The sequence below is a fragment of the Citrobacter sp. RHBSTW-00887 genome, assembly GCF_013728095.1.
Lineage (GTDB): Bacteria > Pseudomonadota > Gammaproteobacteria > Enterobacterales > Enterobacteriaceae > Citrobacter > Citrobacter braakii.
Genome location: NZ_CP056267.1, coordinates 2,168,242 through 2,187,112, shown reverse-complemented (window position 1 = coordinate 2,187,112; position 18,871 = coordinate 2,168,242). Strand labels below are relative to the sequence as shown.

General features: G+C 44.8%; 19 protein-coding genes. 15 read left to right on the top strand and 4 right to left on the bottom strand.

Features of this window, described 5'->3' with window-relative positions; translation table 11 throughout:
* The first annotated feature begins 20 nt into the window (after positions 1 to 20).
* The 9 genes from HV314_RS10355 to mobC all read left to right on the top strand — a co-directional run bounded on the left by HV314_RS10355 (position 21) and on the right by mobC (position 8,082).
* The gene (locus tag HV314_RS10355) at positions 21 to 161 is read left to right on the top strand and encodes a hypothetical protein (RefSeq protein WP_024359940.1); all 141 of its coding nucleotides are present in this window, start codon (positions 21 to 23) and stop codon (positions 159 to 161) included.
* Positions 154 to 837, top strand: coding sequence for a virB8 family protein (locus HV314_RS10350; RefSeq protein ID WP_181547972.1), 684 nt, complete (start codon positions 154 to 156; stop codon positions 835 to 837). Before HV314_RS10355 ends, HV314_RS10350 begins: the two co-directional genes overlap by 8 nt.
* Complete coding sequence (virB9, locus tag HV314_RS10345) at positions 837 to 1,724, top strand: P-type conjugative transfer protein VirB9 (protein ID WP_181548101.1); 888 nt, start codon at positions 837 to 839, stop codon at positions 1,722 to 1,724. The genes HV314_RS10350 and virB9 overlap by 1 nt, the downstream gene beginning before the upstream one ends.
* Positions 1,721 to 3,025, top strand: a complete 1,305-nt coding sequence (gene virB10, locus HV314_RS10340) for a VirB10/TraB/TrbI family type IV secretion system protein (RefSeq protein ID WP_181547971.1) — start codon at positions 1,721 to 1,723, stop codon at positions 3,023 to 3,025. The genes virB9 and virB10 overlap by 4 nt, the downstream gene beginning before the upstream one ends.
* Complete coding sequence (gene virB11 / locus HV314_RS10335; protein WP_181547970.1) at positions 3,015 to 4,043, top strand: P-type DNA transfer ATPase VirB11; 1,029 nt, start codon at positions 3,015 to 3,017, stop codon at positions 4,041 to 4,043. Before virB10 ends, virB11 begins: the two co-directional genes overlap by 11 nt.
* A gap of 49 nt (positions 4,044 to 4,092) precedes the next feature.
* Positions 4,093 to 4,395 (top strand): TrbM/KikA/MpfK family conjugal transfer protein, encoded by a 303-nt coding sequence (locus tag HV314_RS10330; protein ID WP_181547969.1) that lies wholly within the window; start codon positions 4,093 to 4,095, stop codon positions 4,393 to 4,395.
* An 18-nt stretch (positions 4,396 to 4,413) separates the two neighbouring features.
* Positions 4,414 to 4,719 carry a hypothetical protein gene (locus HV314_RS10325; RefSeq protein ID WP_181547968.1) on the top strand — a complete coding sequence of 102 codons (306 nt, stop codon included), beginning with the start codon at positions 4,414 to 4,416 and terminating at the stop codon, positions 4,717 to 4,719.
* Between the two features lie 747 nt (positions 4,720 to 5,466).
* Entirely contained in the window at positions 5,467 to 7,326 is a 1,860-nt protein-coding gene (locus HV314_RS10320) for a type IV secretory system conjugative DNA transfer family protein (RefSeq protein WP_181547967.1), read from the top strand.
* A gap of 9 nt (positions 7,327 to 7,335) precedes the next feature.
* Complete coding sequence (gene mobC / locus HV314_RS10315) at positions 7,336 to 8,082, top strand: MobC family replication-relaxation protein (RefSeq protein WP_098363225.1); 747 nt, start codon at positions 7,336 to 7,338, stop codon at positions 8,080 to 8,082.
* Between the two features lie 194 nt (positions 8,083 to 8,276).
* Here the strand turns inward: mobC and HV314_RS10310 are convergent, their stop codons facing one another.
* Positions 8,277 to 9,224, bottom strand: a complete 948-nt coding sequence (locus HV314_RS10310; RefSeq protein WP_103972477.1) for an ArdC family protein — start codon at positions 9,222 to 9,224, stop codon at positions 8,277 to 8,279.
* 913 nt (positions 9,225 to 10,137) lie between these two features.
* Here HV314_RS10310 and HV314_RS10305 point away from each other — a divergent pair.
* The 6 genes from HV314_RS10305 (at position 10,138) to HV314_RS10280 (ending at position 16,097) form a co-directional block, all read left to right on the top strand.
* Entirely contained in the window at positions 10,138 to 11,223 is a 1,086-nt protein-coding gene (locus tag HV314_RS10305) for a thymidylate synthase (RefSeq protein ID WP_181547966.1), read from the top strand.
* Positions 11,220 to 11,777: an adenylate kinase gene (locus HV314_RS10300; protein ID WP_181547965.1), complete on the top strand. Its 558-nt coding sequence runs from the start codon at positions 11,220 to 11,222 to the stop codon at positions 11,775 to 11,777. Before HV314_RS10305 ends, HV314_RS10300 begins: the two co-directional genes overlap by 4 nt.
* The gene (locus HV314_RS10295; protein WP_063945090.1) at positions 11,767 to 12,798 is read left to right on the top strand and encodes a nucleotide kinase domain-containing protein; all 1,032 of its coding nucleotides are present in this window, start codon (positions 11,767 to 11,769) and stop codon (positions 12,796 to 12,798) included. Before HV314_RS10300 ends, HV314_RS10295 begins: the two co-directional genes overlap by 11 nt.
* A 21-nt stretch (positions 12,799 to 12,819) precedes the next feature.
* Positions 12,820 to 13,311, top strand: coding sequence for a TIR domain-containing protein (locus HV314_RS10290; RefSeq protein WP_002911710.1), 492 nt, complete (start codon positions 12,820 to 12,822; stop codon positions 13,309 to 13,311).
* Positions 13,305 to 13,967, top strand: coding sequence for a hypothetical protein (locus HV314_RS10285; protein ID WP_023143489.1), 663 nt, complete (start codon positions 13,305 to 13,307; stop codon positions 13,965 to 13,967). Before HV314_RS10290 ends, HV314_RS10285 begins: the two co-directional genes overlap by 7 nt.
* Before the next feature lie 342 nt (positions 13,968 to 14,309).
* Positions 14,310 to 16,097, top strand: coding sequence for an ATP-binding protein (locus HV314_RS10280; protein WP_098363227.1), 1,788 nt, complete (start codon positions 14,310 to 14,312; stop codon positions 16,095 to 16,097).
* 244 nt (positions 16,098 to 16,341) lie between these two features.
* On the opposite strand, the gene HV314_RS10275 is transcribed toward HV314_RS10280, so the two are convergent.
* The 3 genes from HV314_RS10275 to HV314_RS10265 are packed head-to-tail and all read right to left on the bottom strand — an operon-like array spanning position 16,342 to position 18,864.
* Positions 16,342 to 17,160, bottom strand: coding sequence for a hypothetical protein (locus HV314_RS10275; RefSeq protein WP_023143487.1), 819 nt, complete (start codon positions 17,158 to 17,160; stop codon positions 16,342 to 16,344).
* Positions 17,157 to 18,350 (bottom strand): toll/interleukin-1 receptor domain-containing protein, encoded by a 1,194-nt coding sequence (locus HV314_RS10270; RefSeq protein ID WP_088402940.1) that lies wholly within the window; start codon positions 18,348 to 18,350, stop codon positions 17,157 to 17,159. The genes HV314_RS10275 and HV314_RS10270 overlap by 4 nt, the downstream gene beginning before the upstream one ends.
* A gap of 1 nt (position 18,351) precedes the next feature.
* A complete protein-coding gene (locus HV314_RS10265) occupies positions 18,352 to 18,864 on the bottom strand; it encodes a TIR domain-containing protein (protein ID WP_181547964.1) in 513 nt (170 codons plus the stop codon).
* Positions 18,865 to 18,871: the final 7 nt, after the last annotated feature.

Here is an 18,871-nt window from a genome sequence, read left to right as displayed (position 1 = left end):
TAATCCGATAAGAGGCTTCCATGAAATTCAGCATCTTGTTTTTGGTGCTGTGCGCGCTTACGGGCTGCGCGCAGCATCAGGGCGACCTCCCGCCGGTGTCCGGCGATCCCCAGCCGGTGAATTCCCCCGCCATCATTCAGGAGCTGACCCACCATGTCTGATATTCAGCGCATCATTAATGTCTCGCGCTCTTTTGAATCCATCCTGCTGGAAAAGGAAGAGCGTTCCCGCAAAACCGCCTGGCGGGTGGCCGCTGCCGGGCTGATTCTGGCTGCACTGACGATCACGGCCATTATTATTCTGCTGCCGCTGAAAACCACTGACATTGAATTGTGGTCGGTGAACAAGCAGACCGGTCGTTATGAGTATATGACCCGTATTAAAGAGCGGGATATTGCGTCTGAAAAAGCGCTGGCCCATTCACTGGCGGCACACTATGTCAGACTCCGCGAAGGGTATAATTATTTCTCCCTCCAGCGTGATTACGACGACGTACAGTTATTTAACAGCGACAGCGTGAACCGGGATTATCTGGACGGGTTTAACGGCGACCAGGCTCCGGACGTTATTTTTAATAAAGCCGAATATGTCGTCTATATCGACATTATTTCTAATGTGCATGCGCCTGCCACCGGACCGGATAACCTGGCAACACTGCGTATTAAGCGCACCCTCCGCCGTATTTCTGATAATTCAGTGAAAACGGATTTCTGGAATATCCGCCTCACTTACCGTTATGTCCCGCATCAGCAACTGACGGACAGCCAGCGTGAAGTGAATCCGCTGGGCTTTATCGTCACCAGCTACCAGCGCGATAAAGAACTGAGGAGCGAATGATGCTGAAAAATATCCTGCTCCTGACAGGCTTACTCGCGTCATGCGCGACATGGAGCGCCGCCACCCCGCGCGGCAGCGGCTATGACAGCCGGATGCAGAACGTATCGTATAACAGCCAGAATGCCACCGTGGTGAACACCCGCCCCGGCTACGTCACCACGCTGCTGTTTGACAACGATGAAGCTGTGATTGATGCGCAAGCGGGTTTTCCAAAAGGCTGGACGGTGACGAAAAGTGATAACCGGGTAGACGTCAGCCCGAACCCCATCACCCAGCCGGTGACGGACGCCAGCGGCAACAACTTCAGCCAGGTGTTCCTGCCCACGGCAAAGGACTGGAAGACCAACCTCTTCGTGGTGACCTCAAAGCGTGATTACAGCCTGGAGCTGAACGTGCTGGACCACGATTCCCCCTCGCAGGCGTTCGTTATCCGTTACCACTATCCGGCCGAGGTTCGCCAGCAATCCGCCGCCGCCAGCGCCGCGCGTCAGACGCAGCAGCGTGAAAGACAGGAGAAGCAGCAGATAGCGGCAGCATTCGGACAGGCCAGCACGCCACGCAACTGGCGCTACACCAAACGGGTCGCCGCCGGTTCGGCCTCCATCGCACCGGATTTTGCCTGGGATGATGGTCGTTTTGCTTATATCGGTTTTTCCCCCATCAAAACCCTGCCGTCTGTTTTCCGGGTGGTTAACGGACGGGAGCAGGCGCTCACGCCCCGGACCGTTAAGCAGGGTAATTACATCGTGATGGTGGTGCCGGCAGCGCCACAACTGGTGCTGCGTTACGGCACTTCGGTGGTGGGGATCGAAAACGACGGATTCGGGCGCATCCCGATAACCCGCAGCGACACCGTTTCACCGTCCGTTACGCTGGAGGCGAAATGACCGATAAACCTGTCCCGGACGAGCCGGAAAAAACCACCGCAGAGCGGGAAGCGGAAGCACGCGAACGCGCCCGTGCGGCAATGGCGTATCAGGAGCAGGAGCAAAGAACACCCCCCGGGCAGCCGGAAGTGACCCGTTTTCGTAAGGTTTCCGGTCGCCGCACGCTGATCGTCAGCCTGCTGAGTCTGGCGCTGGTGATCGCCCTGGCATCCGGCGGCGATCGTCTTTTCAGTGCATTGAAAGGGGGTAATGAGAAAGAAGCCGACACCGCGCCGCCACCCTCCGCCGGGAAGACGCTGCATGAGCGTCAAAATCTGGGCATGGACAGTAACCCGTTTGGCTTGTTCGGGCCGCACACACAGGACGGAACAGACCCTGTCAGCCAGACCGTCTCCTCCGCACCCACCCAGCCACAGGCACCACCCGCCCTGAACAAGGCAGCTGCGCTGGCTGACGGGCTGAACAACGCCCGAACAATGCCGGGCGATAATAGACGCACGTCCCCGGGCCAACTTCGCAGCAACGCAGAAACGTCCGACAGTCCGTCATCATCCACGACGTACACATCCTGTCCGTCAGTACTGACCAGGGGAAAGGATGGCCGCCTGCGCTGCCCGGATACTGCCGCGCCAGAAACGGGTAACAACGACAATCCGGGCGTCGCCCGTGTCACCAGCGTCAGACGACTGGGTCTCGATCCTGATCTCTATATCCCGGTGGAGCGCTATATCCCGTGTTCGATGATGTGGCGCTTTGTGTCCGATGTCGGGGGGCATATTTCCTGCCTGATTAGTGAAGATGTTTACAGCGCCAGCAACCATGTGACGCTGATCCCGGCGGGAACGGTCGCCCGTGGCATCTACCGCACCGGGGCGCTGCAACACGGACGCAGCCGGATGTTTGTACTGTGGACGGAGTTGCGCACGCCGGAGCCCGGCAGCCTGCAAATTCCGCTTACTGATACGCAGGCCAGCGGCCCGCTCGGCGAAGCGGGGATCGCCGGCTGGATCGACAACCACTTCTGGGAACGCTTTGGCAATGCCCTGATGCTCAGTACCGTGCAGGACGTAGCATCGGCGGCGTCAGATTCTGCCCCGGGGAAAGACCGCAATACCGACTACACCGAAAACACCCGCGCCGCCACGGCGGAAATGGCGAAAACCACGCTGGACAACAGCATCAATATCCCGCCCACCCTGTACCTGAATCAGGGTGATGTCATCGGCATCATGACCGGCACCGATATTGATTTCTCATCCGTCTGGCAGCTGCGACTGAAAAAGAGGTGGTATGAACGCTGAAAATCTGTCGCTGGATTTTATGAAAAACCAGCTGTTTGGTGATTTTATTGCGCAGGACGGCCTGACGGAAATTGCCGTTAACCGGCCGGGTGAACTGCATACCAAAATCCGGGGGAAATGGCGAAGACATGAAGTCCCGATTACGCTGCGCCAGTGTTACGCCTTTGCCAGAGCGCTGGCGTCCTGGCAGGAAGATAATATCGACGACACCTCGCCGATCCTTTCCGCCACGCTTGAGTCAGGCGAGCGCATTCAGGCCATTATTCCCCCGGCCTGTGAGCGCAATACCGTGTCTATTACGCTGCGCAAACCCTCATTCGGGCAGAAAACGCATCAGTCATGGATTGATGCGGGATTTTATAACCGGGTGACCGGTAAGGAGCGAACGGAAGGCAAAGATGTTGAACTGACCCGCTATTATCAAGGTGGAGATATTTCCCGCTTTATGGAAAAAGCGGTGGAATACGGTAAAACGATTTTTATTGTGGGTGAAACAGGCTCCGGTAAAACCACCTATATGAAAACGCTGCTGCACTATATTCCCCGGCACCTCAGGCTGACCACCATCGAGGACAACCCCGAAATCCGCTTCTATCACCACATCAATTATGTCCATCTCTTTTATCCGGCGGATGCCGGGGATAATGCCATTGTCACGCCCGGCAGGCTGATACGTGCCAATTATCGTATGAACCCTGACCGGATATTACTGGCTGAAATTCGCGGACAAGAAGCCTGGGATGCGCTGAAAATCGTCGGTTCAGGGCATGAGGGATTGATGACCTCCCTGCATGCGGGCAGCCCGGAAGAATGTATTGAAGGGTTAATTGACCGCTGCTATGAAAACCCTGACTGCCGGAACATGCCTTTCGACGTGCTGTTACGCAAGGTGCTTAAGAGCATTGATGTGATAATCAGCATTGATATTCACGGTGACATACGCCGGATGAGCGATATTTATTTTAAACCCCTTCACCTCAATGACATGAGAGGTGTATTCAGTAAAGGAATTCAATAAATAACTTATCAAATTACGCAACACTATTTTGAATATGAAGGTGACCGAAATGAAAAAAGAAATATCCTCCGCATTATTACTCTGCATTATGGCATCATATCCCACCTCCGTCATGGCCGCTGACGTCTGTGAAGTGGTATTATGCATGTACGGTAAAGCCACCGGGAACGGCGGCGGCAATGAATGCCATTCGGCCGAACGTGCATTCTTTAATATCGTCAAAAAGAACAAGCACGGTTTTCTGCCGGACCATACTGCCGATGCCAGAAAATCATTTTTACTTGAATGTAACTCGGCAGACCCGGAAATTATCCGCCAGATTATCAATAAATTTGGCCGCGTGCGTGGTTAATTAGCGGAGGTAATATTTATGACCAAACCGGGTTTTATTGAACATCCCTGGACACGTCAGCGCGGAGATTCCATGCGCGCAGCCTGTGTTATTGAGCACATTGAAAATGAGGCGATGCACGGATGCGGCCTTTATTATGAAATTTATCACTACCGGGTTATATGCAGGTTATTGCAATTACTGCAAACGCTGAACGCCACCGACAGAATGACGCTGACAGAGGAAGCTAACCGGCGTGGCTTTACGCTGGATGAAACCAGCATTAAAGAAAGTCGTCAGTGTTATTCCGACATCATCAGGGAAATACGCGAAAGCCAATATTAACCTCCCTACCTTAATTTTATTCGCAGGCCCCCTGTAGCGCCGAAATATTTTAGCCGGGACCGGCTTAAGGCGTGGCGGCTTTCAGGTTTTTAAGGCCCCACATTTTTCGCGGATTAAGGCGTGAAGAAATGCGGCCGTAAAAATGAGGCAGCGGACAGAATTATTTTCGCGGGTTAAGGAGCGAAAATAGTTCAGGCACCGCGCCTCACCGGCAAACAGCCGCGCCCACGCGGATTTTGCCAGCCGGGGGGAGCCGAATAAATTTCGCCGCCCCAGCGAGCGAAAAGCTGTCGCCCACGACAGCGGTTTATTTGGGGGGCATCGCCCCGCACACCGTCGCGGCTAAGTCTCCGGCCAAAAGCCGGTAGCGTGGCGCGACCACCCTCTTTAAAGGTCAGCTTCCCTTTTATTCCCGCTGCGAGGAACGAGCAAAGGGAATAAAAAGGCGAAAGCGACCGTCTTAAAGGGGGTGGTCGCGCGTAGCGGGCGACGGTGTGTCGCCGTTGACGTTGGGGGTTTTGGCACGGCGTCCAGCCGCGACATTACCCCCATGCGACAGGCAATAAGGGCGTCCAGCCCGCATGTAGTGGCGCACGCCGTTTAATGCAGGAAAGCATGCTTCCCTGCATATGGCCGCAACGCGGCCACCTTCTTTACCCCATACGCTCGCCCCGCCTTTTCGCCCAACACCGTTGGGCGAATTGATGGGGCGATGTCGTGGGGCGAACTGCTGACGAAGGAGGCATCGTGATTTTGAATAAGCTGGCCGTTTCACTGTCGCCGATAGTGAATGGCGCGCTGAGCTTCATTGCTTTTATGCAACAGCATCAGCTGATGCTGGCGCTGTTATCGGGGTTGACGATGCCGTTTTTCGCATCGATGAAAAGCGATGAACGGCAAAAAGCCCCGTTGTGGCAAAAGTTGATTATGGCTTTTTCCATGCTGTGTTTTCTCTCTGGCACACTGGCCCCGATAGTTATCGGATCCTTCCAGTGGCTGTATAAGACCAGACTCACCAGTGATAATACGGTACTGGCCTGGTCAGTACGGATTGCTTTCACTGTAACCGGAATTATTTTTCATATTATGCTTCGCAGGGTATTCACGCCGGCACTGGACAAAATAAAGAAACATCTTGTTAAAAAAACCACCCTTGAACGCGAATTGCGCACCGATGTCCGCACCGTAAAGTCCCTGCTGCCGGAAACACTGCATTATGATCCGCTGGATTATATTGACCTGAATAAAGGCATTTTTATTGGCATGGACAGGGAGAACGAACCAATGTATATCCCGTTAAAAGACTGGCAGAAACAACACGCGGATATTATCGGTACCACAGGGGCCGGCAAAGGGGTAGCCGCCGGCATATTACTTTATCAAAGTATTCTGGCCGGTGAAGGTGTGTTTGTTATGGACCCCAAGGATGATGAATGGGCTCCACACCTTTACCGGAAAGCCTGCGAGGATGCAGGAAAACCCTTTGCCTTAATTGACCTGAGGAAACAGGCATACCAGTTAAATCTGATTGAAGAAATCACCGCCGATGAGCTGGAAGAGCTTTTTGTTGCCGGTTTCAGCCTGGCGGAAAAAGGTCAGGAATCTGACTTTTATCGGATCGACGACCGGAAAGCCGCCCGTATGGCCGCACAATTTGTCAGCGATAATCCATCGACAACAATCCGGGATGTTTATAACGGTGATTACGTTCAGGGTATTGCCGAAAAAATCAAAGCATTTTTTGGCAAGATAGAGGAACTGGCATTACTCAATGCCATTAATTCACCGGAGGGTTTTTCACTCAAAAAAATATTTGATGAAGGTGGCTGCTGTTATGTTATCGGCTCCATGCGAAACAGCAAAATTATTACCACACAGCGCATGCTACTGGTACGTCTGTACCAGTTAGCAGAAAGGCGCGACCGTGTAACAGACGTACCCCGCCCCATTGCTGTTTATCTTTCCGAACTGAAATACCATTTATCCAGGCCAGCGCTGGAAGGTTTAGGCGCTGCTCGGGATAAAGGCGTGCATATTATTATGGATCATCAGTCCATTGCCGATTTAAAAGACTGCCCGGCAGATTTGAAAGGCGACGCCGTTGTCGGTGCGGTCGTTGAAAATGCCAAATTCAAACTGGTTTATCGGGTTATGGACCCGGATACGGCGGACTGGGTGGCCAGAATGTCAGGCACGATTCTGGTGGATGATGAACTTCGTAAGGCTAAAACGGATAATATGCTGACGGAGACCATCGACAGTGAGCGCACAATCCGCCAGGCCGAACGTTTCTTTATTGACAGCAATATGATCCTGAACCTGCCCGATTTTGTCAGCTTTATCTTTACGACAAAAACGCTACCTTCTGCCTCCTTGATTTCACCGATAAAGGTCAGAAAGCGTCAGCTAAAAATCTTCTGGGTTTCCCCTGATATTGCCGCATCGGCGGCACCGGTGAAAATCGCACTGGATTTTGACGAGGATGATAAACCATCCATACAGGATGTAATGACAACGCACCCGGATCTTTTCTTCAACGAAATCGAAGTCAAACCGGCAGAGCCCCAACCTGATGAGCAAGAACACCTGTCCCCGCTGGATTTTTAAGGAGCGGTTATGCTGATTTCGACATATCAAGAGCGCCAGACACGCAACAGAGAAAAAATAAAACAACTGCTGAACTTCCTGAAAGAAGAAACCTACAGTGATTTTAAAACGCTGATGCTGTTATTTGGTTTCCGGGATCATAAGTCGCTTTATTCGCTACTGGCAAAAACAGAGCGAATGGGGTTAATACAGAAGCATGTGCTTGAATCACGAACAATGAAGATTTCATTATGGGGGATCACCAGTGACGGGCTGGCGGTGGTGTTAACCCCGGATGATAAAATCTTTCCTGCGCGGTTCGAACCATCAAAAATGACCGGCTGGACGCTGGAGCACCATCTTGATAATCAGGCCGCCAGACTTATTCTGGAGAAGAAAGGCGCTTCGGGATGGATTAACGGCGACCGGGCCACCTTTATCAGCCAGTATCAGGTGAAACATCGCCCGGACGGGTTATTAACCCTGCCTGACGGAAACGTTATTGCCATTGAAACCGAGCGCCGCCTGAAAACCCGATCCCGTTACCAGTCTATTATCGCCAGCCACCTGCTGGCCCGTACACGCAAGCACTGGATTTATGTTTTTTATGTCATGCCTGACCCACAGAAAAAACGGGCACTTGAACTACTGTTTGACAGCATCAAACATGTCATCATCAACCATCAGCACGTCCCGCTGGAAGAACGTCACCGTCGGGTGTTTCGCATTTATACCCTTGATGAACTGAAACGCCTGTCACTAGGCAGCTATACGTAAGCTTTTACTCAGGCCATCGAGATGGCCTCACCGGACTGGCGGCGATACCGCCAGGTCGAAATAATTTTTATTCCACTGCGAGGCGCAGACTGTTCGGTACTCGCTGTGCTGCGTTCCGCCTCAGTCTGCGCCTTGCAGCGTTACCGGTTAAAAACCATGTAACCGCATTCCCTTGCGGTTGCCTGATCCCGGTCTCAGAGTTTATCCAGCAGGTAACGATGTGCTTTAGAGGCTGCGCTCGCCGCTTTGAAAATATAACGCTTGTCGTTTTTCAACGCTTTCAGCCAGGAAGCAATGTAGCTTTCATGTTGTACCTCTCCCTCAATGCCAAGATCAGCCATCAAAAAGGCACTTCCCAGCTCCGCGACAAGTTCTTCCTCTGCATAATCCGCACTGCCAAACTTCCCTTTCATTTCACGGTTCAAACGTTTTTTGCCCCCACTCCAGTGGACAAGCTCATGCAGACCGGTAGCATAGAAGTTAGCCGCATCAGCGAATAGATGGCGCTCCGGTAACCAGACTTCATCAGTTGATGGGCTGAAAAAGGCGTTTTGTCCTTTCTCAATGATGTTTGCGCCGCTCTTCCTGAACAGGTTTTCAGCCTCGGGCAACGAGTCAAAGGTTGCTTCCGGGCTGACCGTTTCAGTTGTCAGGGGCAGGCCGTCGATTTGCTGAACGTTGAACACGGTGAAAGTTTTCAGCATCGGGATTTGTTCAACGTCTCCGGCGTCGTTTTCCTTCTCCAGCGTAGTGTAGAAAATAGCTGTTGTGCCATGCTCACCCTTGCGAACCTGTCCACCTGCAGTCTGTGCCTGTTTGTAGGTCATCCAGCGTGAATCGCTGAAACCCTGCTTAGATGCGCTGCACCACAGCAACATGATGTTCATGCCACTATAAGCCACACCAGTGGCGTAATTGGAAGGCAAACCAGACATGCCATCTACACGCTGCCACGGGCAGGACCACGGTTTTACTCCGGCTTCCAGCGCTGCAATGATGTTGTCAGTAACAGTCTGGTAAATGTCGGTTCTGGTTTTAGAAAATTTCGTTTTTGAGGAGCCTGACGGGTCCAGCGGGGATACGCTGGTCGCCGCTGCGGTGTTAGGGGCGCTTGTCCGGGTGGTATGCAGGGAAATCGTCATCGTTTTTTCTCCGTCAGTGTGTGATTTTCGTCTTCGTATCGCCTGACGGTTCGCTTTCCCGACATCGTTCTGTCCTGCAAGGGCGCAGCATGCGTGCCATTTACCCTTGCGGGACGGGTTGTGTTGGGAAACGATTAACAGGAAGCCGATAGAGGAACGAAAAGCGCACAGGAAAAAAACTGCCCCTGCATAGCCGGGCGTAGCGCCCCTTACTTCGCAGTGGCGAAAAGTAGATTGGTGGTGTTGAGTCTGGGGCCTGCACTGACAGGGACTTCATGTAGGTGTTAGCATGCTTTCCTGCCGGCCGAGACGATCCTGCTAACCGGGGGCGGTTTGTTCTTAAATAGTCTCGTTCCGGCATCAATTACTGCCTGTTCCGGGCTGTCTCTGTATTGAACGCAGAGTACAGTCAGTAATCCACCACCACTCTAATCCGGCGGGACAGATTTCTTAAGCAACCCACAACGTTGTAACTGGGGGGCACCCGGGAGTAGCGAGAGGCCACAGCTTGCTACGCAGCGGTGACTATGGTTTTGGAGCATCGTCAGTTGTGCTTCTGGTACATATAAGAGACAGTCTTACTCGCTAGCGACTCGCGCCACCTCCACTTAAGTAATAAGTCTAAAGTTTCGTAATTATCTTATTGCCAGATTGACCAAACCCATAACATGAGTAACATTTGTAAATGTTCATACAAACGCAGTGCCTATGCAACTGAGGGCGGTAGCGTGGGTCGAGGTCTCACTTGCTAAGTGGGAAGCCAATTGGCTATCACGTTCGAGCCTGTTCTTAGAGGCAAGAGATTGAAACGTGCTATCCGGTTAGTCCAGATCATAGCTGGACCAAATTCTGGATTAGGCCCAATAAACTATATCAACTAGAAAGATGTTTTTTATAGCATGAGGTTTTGTTTATGCACGTCATTTACGGAGAAACTATTAACGATGTAATAATGAAACTCCTAGAAAAAGTGCTTAATGAAGGAGTTTGTATTTCGACAAGGAATGGGGATGCTATAACTATTTATGATGTTAGTATGATCTTACGAAACCCTAAATCAAGGCATTTAAGTTTAGCGGGTCGAAAAAATAATATATTTTCCACATTTGCTGAAGCTATATGGGTTTTTGCTGGCGACAACAGAATTAAACCATATCTAAATTTTTTTTTACCAAGAGCACCTAAATACTCAGATGATGGTGTCATTTGGCGAGCAGCTTATGGGGAAAGACTATACGCTCACGGGCAACTTGAAAATGTCGTGCAACAATTCAAAAAAGAAGGAATATTTACAAGAAGAGCAGTCATTAGCTTATACATGCCTGACAGAGATACGAATGAAAGCCTCATAAAAGTATACAACATAGAACATAGTGTCGATATTCCTTGTAATAACTTAATTCATTTCTTTATCACTCCTGACAAAAATTTAAACATTAAAATAGTTCAAAGAAGCGGCGATCTAATATTTGGAGTGAGCAATATAAATCTTTTCGAGTTTAGTTTACTTCAAGAGATAGTACTTTCAATATTACAGAGGGAAGTTGATAGCGAGATTAAACTGGGATACTTACATCAGTCAGTAACAAATCTTCATATATATGATGATAGAGTAGGACAAGCCAATGAAATATACGAAAGAAAAGAAGAACAAATGACAGATTTGATAAACGATGATGAAATATCATTCCCTCCATCGTTACAAAATATAAAATCATTATTCTGTGATATAGTTTCGTTCCTTGAAAGAATAATAACAGAAAATGAACATAAAATAGACACAATAGATATGGAAACCGAAAATTTAAAAAAAATATTTATTAAACACTTTGTAGAAACTGAAAGGAATTTACTTTGGGGATATGCAGAAGCAGCTCTATCATATGTTTTCCAGGAAAGATTCAACCAACCAATAGTGTTAAAAACTAAGTTAAGCAATGATTTCAATCTAAGCGTAACTTCTAATTATTTTAATAATTCTAATAAGGACAGTCTATGAAAATTGCATTCATGGGCATATCGGGTAGTGGAAAAGACTTTCTTGCCAATTATCTGATATCCAACTATGGATTTATTAGATTATCATTTAGCGATCAACTCAAAAAATTGGCCAATTACATTTATCCTTGGATGGAAAAGGATTACCCCCCTGAAAATAAAATGTTACCACTCAATATAACCTTACCTACCGGCGACTTTATCAGCCATTCACCAAGAGATATATGGCTGAGCTTAGACAGCCTAAGGAAAATTGAAGAAAAAATATTTATTAGAATGCTATCAGAAGAGTTGAAAATTTTAGAAAAAAATGGAGGGATGAATAAAAATATAATAATTACTGACATAAGATCAAATGAAGAATTCGCATGGTGTAAGAACAATCAGTTCACTATAGTACATATAGAACGGGAAAATAACAATTATAAACAATACGAAATCGACAAGTATGTCACTGAGAATAAAACAAAATCAGAATATCATTTTGACAACAATGTGAACGGAATTGATAGTTTTAAACATTTCTTCGAAAAGGTATTATTAAGTGAACAGTAAAAACGATCAACTTTTTTGTAATGTCAGAGAAATGAAAATTAAAACCGCTAAACCTATCTTGAATGAAGCTGTTATCAGGGAATGGTTTTATCATCAACGAGAGAGGACATCCATATATTACAAGAAAGAGATACTTAACCTTCCGCCATATTGGACAGACGACAAAATATTGAGAAACTATAAATTTGTAAATACTAAAAGAACATGGGACAAAGAAACCAAATGGTTATTGAAAAATATAACAAACAACAATAAATTAACTTATGAAAATAAAATACTCAATTCATTTTTGTTTAGAGTAATAAATAAAAGCGATACATTAAATGAACTTGATGCGCCCTTTGATTTCACAAAAATGACTATTCGCGACATCAATGAAAAGATCAGAGAAAAGACAATAAATATATCATTAAAAAAACCAGGCTACGTATTTTTTAGTGCAGCCTATATTTTAGGAGGTCCGAAGTTTAACTTCGGAAAATACTTAAAAAATATAGAAGGAATACCGGAAAATGATATGGTAATTAGAATGATAAAATTTGTTTATTATAACCAAGATAAAATCGTTAATGGTGTAAAATCATCAGGAAATCAGTTCGAAGTTTTTGAACATTTAAAATCATTCTCAGGGATTGGGGATTTTCTAGCATATCAAATTTTCATAGATCTGACATACATACCCAACTTTCCCTTTACAGAATTGAACTTTGTTATTTCAGGTCCTGGTTGTGAAAGAGGAATTAATTGGATTTTTTCTAATAGAGATGGAATGAATAGCGAAGAGTGTTTATTCTGGTTCACTATAAACCAAAATAACATCGCTGAAAAGTATAGTGAAAATTGGAACATGGATGAAATATTCCACTTCCTGCCTAAAGAAGAAAGAGTTTACACTTTAATGGACATGGAAAATAGTGGTGCATGCGAGATAGATAAAAGATGCCGAACTAAATTTAACAATAAAAGGCCTAAACAAAAATATCATTATCAAAGCAATAATATAGAATTATTTTATAATTAGCAAATTACAAAGGATTTAAAAATGGTTAAAGAAATTAAGAAAAATGTTTTTGTTAGCCATCATCATAAAGACGACGCGAGTGTTGATGGAGTTTCTCGTTTAGCTGCAGCAAAAGGTTATCATTTACGCAATAGTTCTATTAGAATGAAACCTGAAAACCAGCGACGAGTTGAGGAAAAAAAACTTAGTGACCGAACGATTGCACGTTTACTTAGAATGAAAATGAGGTGGGCTAGTCAAGTTATAGTTGTTATCGGGAAAGAGACACATACTAGACCTTGGGTAAACTGGGAAATTCAAGTAGCTCATCAACTTGGAAAACCAATCATAGGTGTATATGAAAATGGGTTAAAAGGCGATGTAAAACTACCAGAGAATCTCGAAAAGTATGCAACCTCTATAGTGGCCTGGAGAAGTGATGCCATTATCAACGCACTAGAAGGTAAAACTTCCTTTGAAAAACCTGATGGTACGGATCGTGATAAAGTTCAAGGTGGAAATGTCGTATGCTAATTGATCCCAACTCACACCTTTATGTTTATGCAATAACGAGAGACTTTGGTTTTGCACCTAATCCATTTCATGGAAGTTGTACCTTGGCAACATGCAAACCTGGAATTAGAAAGTCGGCTAAAGTGGGTGATTGGATACTCGGAGTTGGTGGAGCCAATTTAAAATCAGCTAAAAAAAAATGTATCCTATTAATGAAAGTTTCAGAAAAAATTAGTTTCAATGGTTATTGGGAGGATACCAGGTTCTCTCTCAAAAAGCCTGCTAGAAATGGTAGTCATGTACAAATTCTGGGCGATAATATCTACCATCAAAATGAAAACAATGAATGGATACAAGAAGATTCTCATCATAGCAATGCTGATGGTTCATTTAACATGACAAATCTTGAACGAGATACTAGCTCCAATAACGTGTTGATTTCAGATCATTTTTATTATTTCGGTAATAAAGCGATTGAAGTAGACTTAGACTCAATTGAATATCACAGAATTAGAAACTATAAAAAAATCCCTTTAAATTCGACTATACCAGCCATTGATCTTATAAAAAAAATAGAATTTGATTTTCGTAGTGATAAAAACTCAGTTATATCTGACCCATGTAATTTTTCTGATTTCTATAAACGTGTAGATCAGGGAACTGGAGAACTTTACTAATAAATACATATATTATTTTCTGCATATTGTTTAGAGCAGGTGTGAAATGATTCTGGTAGACTGTCGTAATTTTCCCTTATCTCTCGAACTTGCTAATTTGAAGGAATATCAGGTCTAGAATGAGCAAAACGTTACAATTTTTCCGCGTGTTTCCTAAAGTATCTATTGTCCAATGCGTAGTTATCCGTTTTGTTAAAGAGAAAAAGCGTCTTACCCAAGACTTCGATTGAACTAATTTTATAAATTGTTCTTGTTACTTCGAATACAACAAAATCAAATGTTTTTTCGAATGCGTAAGTTTTAAAAAAAATAAAATTTTAATTTTTAAAAATGGAAATTTTTATGAAACTTGAAAAACTAATCTTAAAGAACTTTCGTGGCTATCATGGAGAACATAGCATTGACATTAACTCACTAACTGCATTAGTTGGTCGTAATGATGTTGGTAAAACAACTATCTTAGACGCACTTGGTGTCTTCTTTGAACATAAACTATGTAAATATGATGCTACCGATAAATGTGTCGATAGCGTGGAAAATGAAGACGTGTCAATTGGATGTATCTTTTCAGGAGCTGATATACCTATAGTTTTGGATGCCACATCTATAACTAACCTTAAAGAAGAATATTTATTAAATAGTAATGGAAAGCTAGAAATATATAGAGTATTTGCAAAAGGTAAGGGATCTGGCAGCGTTCAAGCTAAATGTATGGCTCCCTCAGCAAAAGGCGCGAAATCTTTACTTGCTAAAAAAAATGATGAACTTAAAGTAATTGCCGAATCTATTGGTGTTGATGGAGCTGATAAAAGGTCCAATGTTAGTTTAAGACAAGAAATTTACAGGAAAATTGGAGATTTAAAGCTCAAAGAAATCTTCGTTAAATTAAATGCTGAGGAGGGCAAGGTTATTTGTGAAAAAATATATGACAAACTCCCTCACTTTGCATTATTCCGCGCAGACAGGCCTAGTACCGATGAAGAATCAGAAGTACAGGATCCTATGAAGTCAGCGGTTCAAACAGCATTGCAGAAGATTGACATTCAACTTGAATCCATTAAAGAAAGCGTAAAAGAACATGCAGTTGAAGTGGCTGAAAACACAATTAAACATTTACATGATATATCTCCTAATCTTGCTGCCGGGTTAGTCCCAAAGTTTAAAGTGGAACCTAAGTGGGAAAATATTTTCAAGCTAACATTGGAAGATGATAGAGGAATAGCTATCAATAAACGTGGTAGTGGTGTTAGACGTTTAGTCCTGATTAGTTTTTTTAAAGCGGAAGCAGAAAGATTGCAAAAAGAATTCCCAGATAAAGGAGTTATTTATGCAATTGAAGAACCTGAAACATCTCAACACCCATCTAATCAAAGACTTCTTATTGATGCATTTCAAGAATTAGCAAATGCTGATAAATGCCAAGTATTGATTACCACCCACGTCCCTGCACTTGTGGAAAAGATACCTACAGAATCTCTACGCCATATAACCCGAACACTCGATGATGGTTTAGAGGTTAAAAATGGTAATGATGATGTGCTAAAGAACATAGCGAATGATCTTGGCGTATACCCTGATAGTAGGGCATCTGTTCTTGTATGCGTTGAAGGCCCTAATGATATAAACTTTTTAAAGAATATCGGTAAAATTTATCTCGACCAAGGTGTTCCAAATGTTCCTGATATGATAAATGATCCGCGTATAGTTTTCATTCCAATGGGGGGACATACTCTTAAAGATTGGGTTAATAATAATTACTTAAAAATTCTAAATAAACCTGAGATTCACATCTATGATAGAGATGTTGCCATCCCTCCTCAGTATGAAAAAGAATGTAAGTCAGTAAATGCTAGAAATGATGGTTCCATAGCATTCATGACTGAAAAAAGGGAAATGGAAAATTATTTACATCCTGATGCTATTCAGGCGGTGTTTGGTGTAAAAATAACCATAGATGATACGACAGATGTATCAACAGAGGTATCTGCTTTAACACGTTATAATGAAAGTAAAGCGAAGAAGAAGATAAATAAATTTGCTACAGCAAAAATGAGTTATCAAATGCTCACTGCAAGTGATGCAAAAGGCGAGACATTAACTTGGTTTAATGCTATATATGCGAAATTATAACATTTTGGAGCCGCAAGCACGGCTCTTTCTTCATATTATATATGATTGCTCTGTATATCGTCATCGTCTCACAACGTTTTCCTTGCACTTCGGCTCTGCTGCTACTTATACAAATTAAAAGGCTACTATGTGTACGGGCTTTTGCACAGACCGACATATCAGATTAGGTTTAGCTCAGTACCGCAAGAGTGCCAAAGCAAGTCTAAGCTAATACATATAATGATAATGGAATTTAAGTATTTTTTCAGCAACGTTTTACTAATCGGAAAAGTCCTCTCAAAATCATGGCGATAGCTTGGTCCACATGCGGAGTCTGTGCTAGCACAGTATTTTCTTCCTCAGTGAGTCCGTTATTAAGATCCTGGAAAGAGAAACCAGAAAATTCTTCCCGACCTCTCCAGTTGCGTTTCTGCATTCCGTCAGATGCCACAATATTCAGAGACTCGGTGATATCTTTTGCACATCCACCAAAGCCCCCCATAATGAAAAGGGGTTGTTTAGCGCGAAGTGATAATATAGCCTCTTCTGCTATACCAGGCATTGCCCCCTTATACTTATCTACCTGCCCGCCAAGAATAATACGGGCATGTGTGTCTTGTAACATAGCATGTCGCATTGCTGTCAAACCTTTTTCCCAATCTTCATCAGAAGGAATAGTTGCTATGTAATGGGCTCGTTCTGCCATTGGCAACGACTCGCCATCCCGATTGAATAAAACAAGCCTTGCCATTCCTTTCAGGTCCGCACTGAGCCTTTCCAAGTCACTGGAATCTTTTTGCATATGCACCGGCCATGCCAGATAGTTCAATATACTGGAACGTTCATCCCCCTCATCCGCATCTCTTCTATGGCGTGCTACTAACTCAAATAACAGTTCAGTAAAACCGTTAGCACGTAAATCTCCTCCATAAACAATCCGGGCTCCCAAGGCTAATAAATGACGCGCAATTTCTGTCATCGCGTCATATAAATGCTGTTGACTTAACCCCAATACAGGCATATCTGGGCTATCTGATGTAGATATTGCAATAACATGCTGACTAAGCATTTCACGATAAGTCATGATGTTCCCTCTGCCAGCCATTCGGTAAAACTTCTAAGCCTGATACCGGGTTTAACTTCTTCAAATAAGCGCTCCTCTTCCGAACTTAAGGGTGGGTCGGGATATACAATTGTAGGCTGCCCGATACCGTGGAACTTTAAGCCAGCAAGTGAGATTAACTCCGGCGCACGCGGAACAAACTGCACTGCACTTTGTTCGGTATTAACCAATTGTATACGACAGCGCCACAGAAAATCTTTCAGAACCTCATCAAGCAGTCGTGCAATAATGATATTAATTCGTTCAGCCTGCTGTGGATCCATTCTCACTATGGGGACATTTCCCATATAAGGAAATCCCCTTTCATCCAATTCGCTAATACAGTTGGCAACAACTAAAGGTACACTATTACGTTTAGCTTCTATAATCTCTCGGCGACACCATTCACGCGAAGAATAAGAGTCGGTATGTATAGCAACAACTGCGCTTTGCGCCAGCTGTTTCAATAGCACCTGATGAAACCGAAGCCCGGCAGGGATATCATGGACATCAAAGAATGAACTTAACCCATGTCCACTATGTAATTGCTCACGTATCAAATGAGCAATCCGCTCTCCATCTTTATCATGTTTAGAATGGCTAAGGAATATCTGAACTTTCTTGAGATAATTAAGCAACTCATCTTCATCTTTTTCTGGTTGTTTCAGATGTTCCAGGTAATGGCGCAGCATCCTGCAAAATTCGTATGTAAGCTCACTAATCAATCGTATATGAAGGTTTGCAGTATCGTTGCTCCCATCCTGTATCCATTGGTCCCAGCGTAATGCCTGCTCTTCCAGTCCCAGATTCAATCCTTCTCCATCAATAGCAATGGGGAAAAGATGTGTACCTAGTCCAGCTATTTCCGACTGCGTGGATAGCTCCCGAAGGTAAGTCCCCCATTCAGGATCATTTGCCATACATGATTCTGCAAGTATGAGGACTGCGGTGGTCTCTGATTCTGAAAAATTGATCGGCAGCGGCTTCCCCGTTTTAGGTAGAGGCTCAGAACGAAAAATAACACTTAAACCGGTTCCTCCAGCAACATTCTGATAGAGTTCCCGACGAAAGTGTCCACGCAATATTTCGGCCAGTCCAGCACCACCGGCGAAATCCGGGTGCCAAATGATATAAACAACCAGAAATGGTTTTGCCAAATTCGTCTCAAGCATATTATTCATTCCTTAAGCGGCGTTCACGAGTGTTTCTTATCAGAGTATTACTACGACAATTGGCTTGTTCGATATATTCCCTACACGATGAAATGCTAGCTGTAAAATCAGCCCAATTTACCCACAGCGCATATCCAGAATCAATATTATCACTGAGTCGAGCGGGCACAGTCACTTGTCCATAAGAATTTGATAACAATGTTGGCAACTGGACACCAATAAGTCCATGTTGTTTATCAAGCGTCGATTTAATTTCCCAGTCAATATATTTTCTTCCCCATGATTCATTACCGACCAAGACAATGGAACATGAAGTCCCTGCGATATAATACTCACGAATACGTCGCATGACATAGTCAATATCGTCACTGTCAACTCGACGATCAAGAGAATTATCCGTTACAGCCTCATATTCATCATGAAATTTTCTTGAGAATTCATCATAGTAATATTGGTCACCATCATGGTGGTAGCTTAAAAAAACTTTTCTTTTAATTATTTTGGTATTATACATATCTGTT

Bases quoted from the DNA above. Each gene is read 5' to 3' on its own strand.
- mobC (WP_098363225.1), top strand. From the start codon at position 7,336: ATGCTGATTTCGACATATCAAGAGCGCCAGACACGCAACAGAGAAAAA.
- HV314_RS10330 (WP_181547969.1), top strand. From the start codon at position 4,093: ATGAAAAAAGAAATATCCTCCGCATTATTACTCTGCATTATGGCATCA.
- HV314_RS10275 (WP_023143487.1), bottom strand. From the start codon at position 17,160: ATGACTTATCGTGAAATGCTTAGTCAGCATGTTATTGCAATATCTACA.
- HV314_RS10265 (WP_181547964.1), bottom strand. From the start codon at position 18,864: ATGTATAATACCAAAATAATTAAAAGAAAAGTTTTTTTAAGCTACCAC.
- virB9 (WP_181548101.1), top strand. From the start codon at position 837: ATGCTGAAAAATATCCTGCTCCTGACAGGCTTACTCGCGTCATGCGCG.
- HV314_RS10350 (WP_181547972.1), top strand. From the start codon at position 154: ATGTCTGATATTCAGCGCATCATTAATGTCTCGCGCTCTTTTGAATCC.
- HV314_RS10290 (WP_002911710.1), top strand. From the start codon at position 12,820: ATGGTTAAAGAAATTAAGAAAAATGTTTTTGTTAGCCATCATCATAAA.
- virB10 (WP_181547971.1), top strand. From the start codon at position 1,721: ATGACCGATAAACCTGTCCCGGACGAGCCGGAAAAAACCACCGCAGAG.
- HV314_RS10280 (WP_098363227.1), top strand. From the start codon at position 14,310: ATGAAACTTGAAAAACTAATCTTAAAGAACTTTCGTGGCTATCATGGA.
- HV314_RS10270 (WP_088402940.1), bottom strand. From the start codon at position 18,350: ATGCTTGAGACGAATTTGGCAAAACCATTTCTGGTTGTTTATATCATT.
- HV314_RS10285 (WP_023143489.1), top strand. From the start codon at position 13,305: ATGCTAATTGATCCCAACTCACACCTTTATGTTTATGCAATAACGAGA.
- HV314_RS10300 (WP_181547965.1), top strand. From the start codon at position 11,220: ATGAAAATTGCATTCATGGGCATATCGGGTAGTGGAAAAGACTTTCTT.
- HV314_RS10325 (WP_181547968.1), top strand. From the start codon at position 4,414: ATGACCAAACCGGGTTTTATTGAACATCCCTGGACACGTCAGCGCGGA.
- virB11 (WP_181547970.1), top strand. From the start codon at position 3,015: ATGAACGCTGAAAATCTGTCGCTGGATTTTATGAAAAACCAGCTGTTT.
- HV314_RS10355 (WP_024359940.1), top strand. From the start codon at position 21: ATGAAATTCAGCATCTTGTTTTTGGTGCTGTGCGCGCTTACGGGCTGC.
- HV314_RS10310 (WP_103972477.1), bottom strand. From the start codon at position 9,224: ATGACGATTTCCCTGCATACCACCCGGACAAGCGCCCCTAACACCGCA.
- HV314_RS10305 (WP_181547966.1), top strand. From the start codon at position 10,138: ATGCACGTCATTTACGGAGAAACTATTAACGATGTAATAATGAAACTC.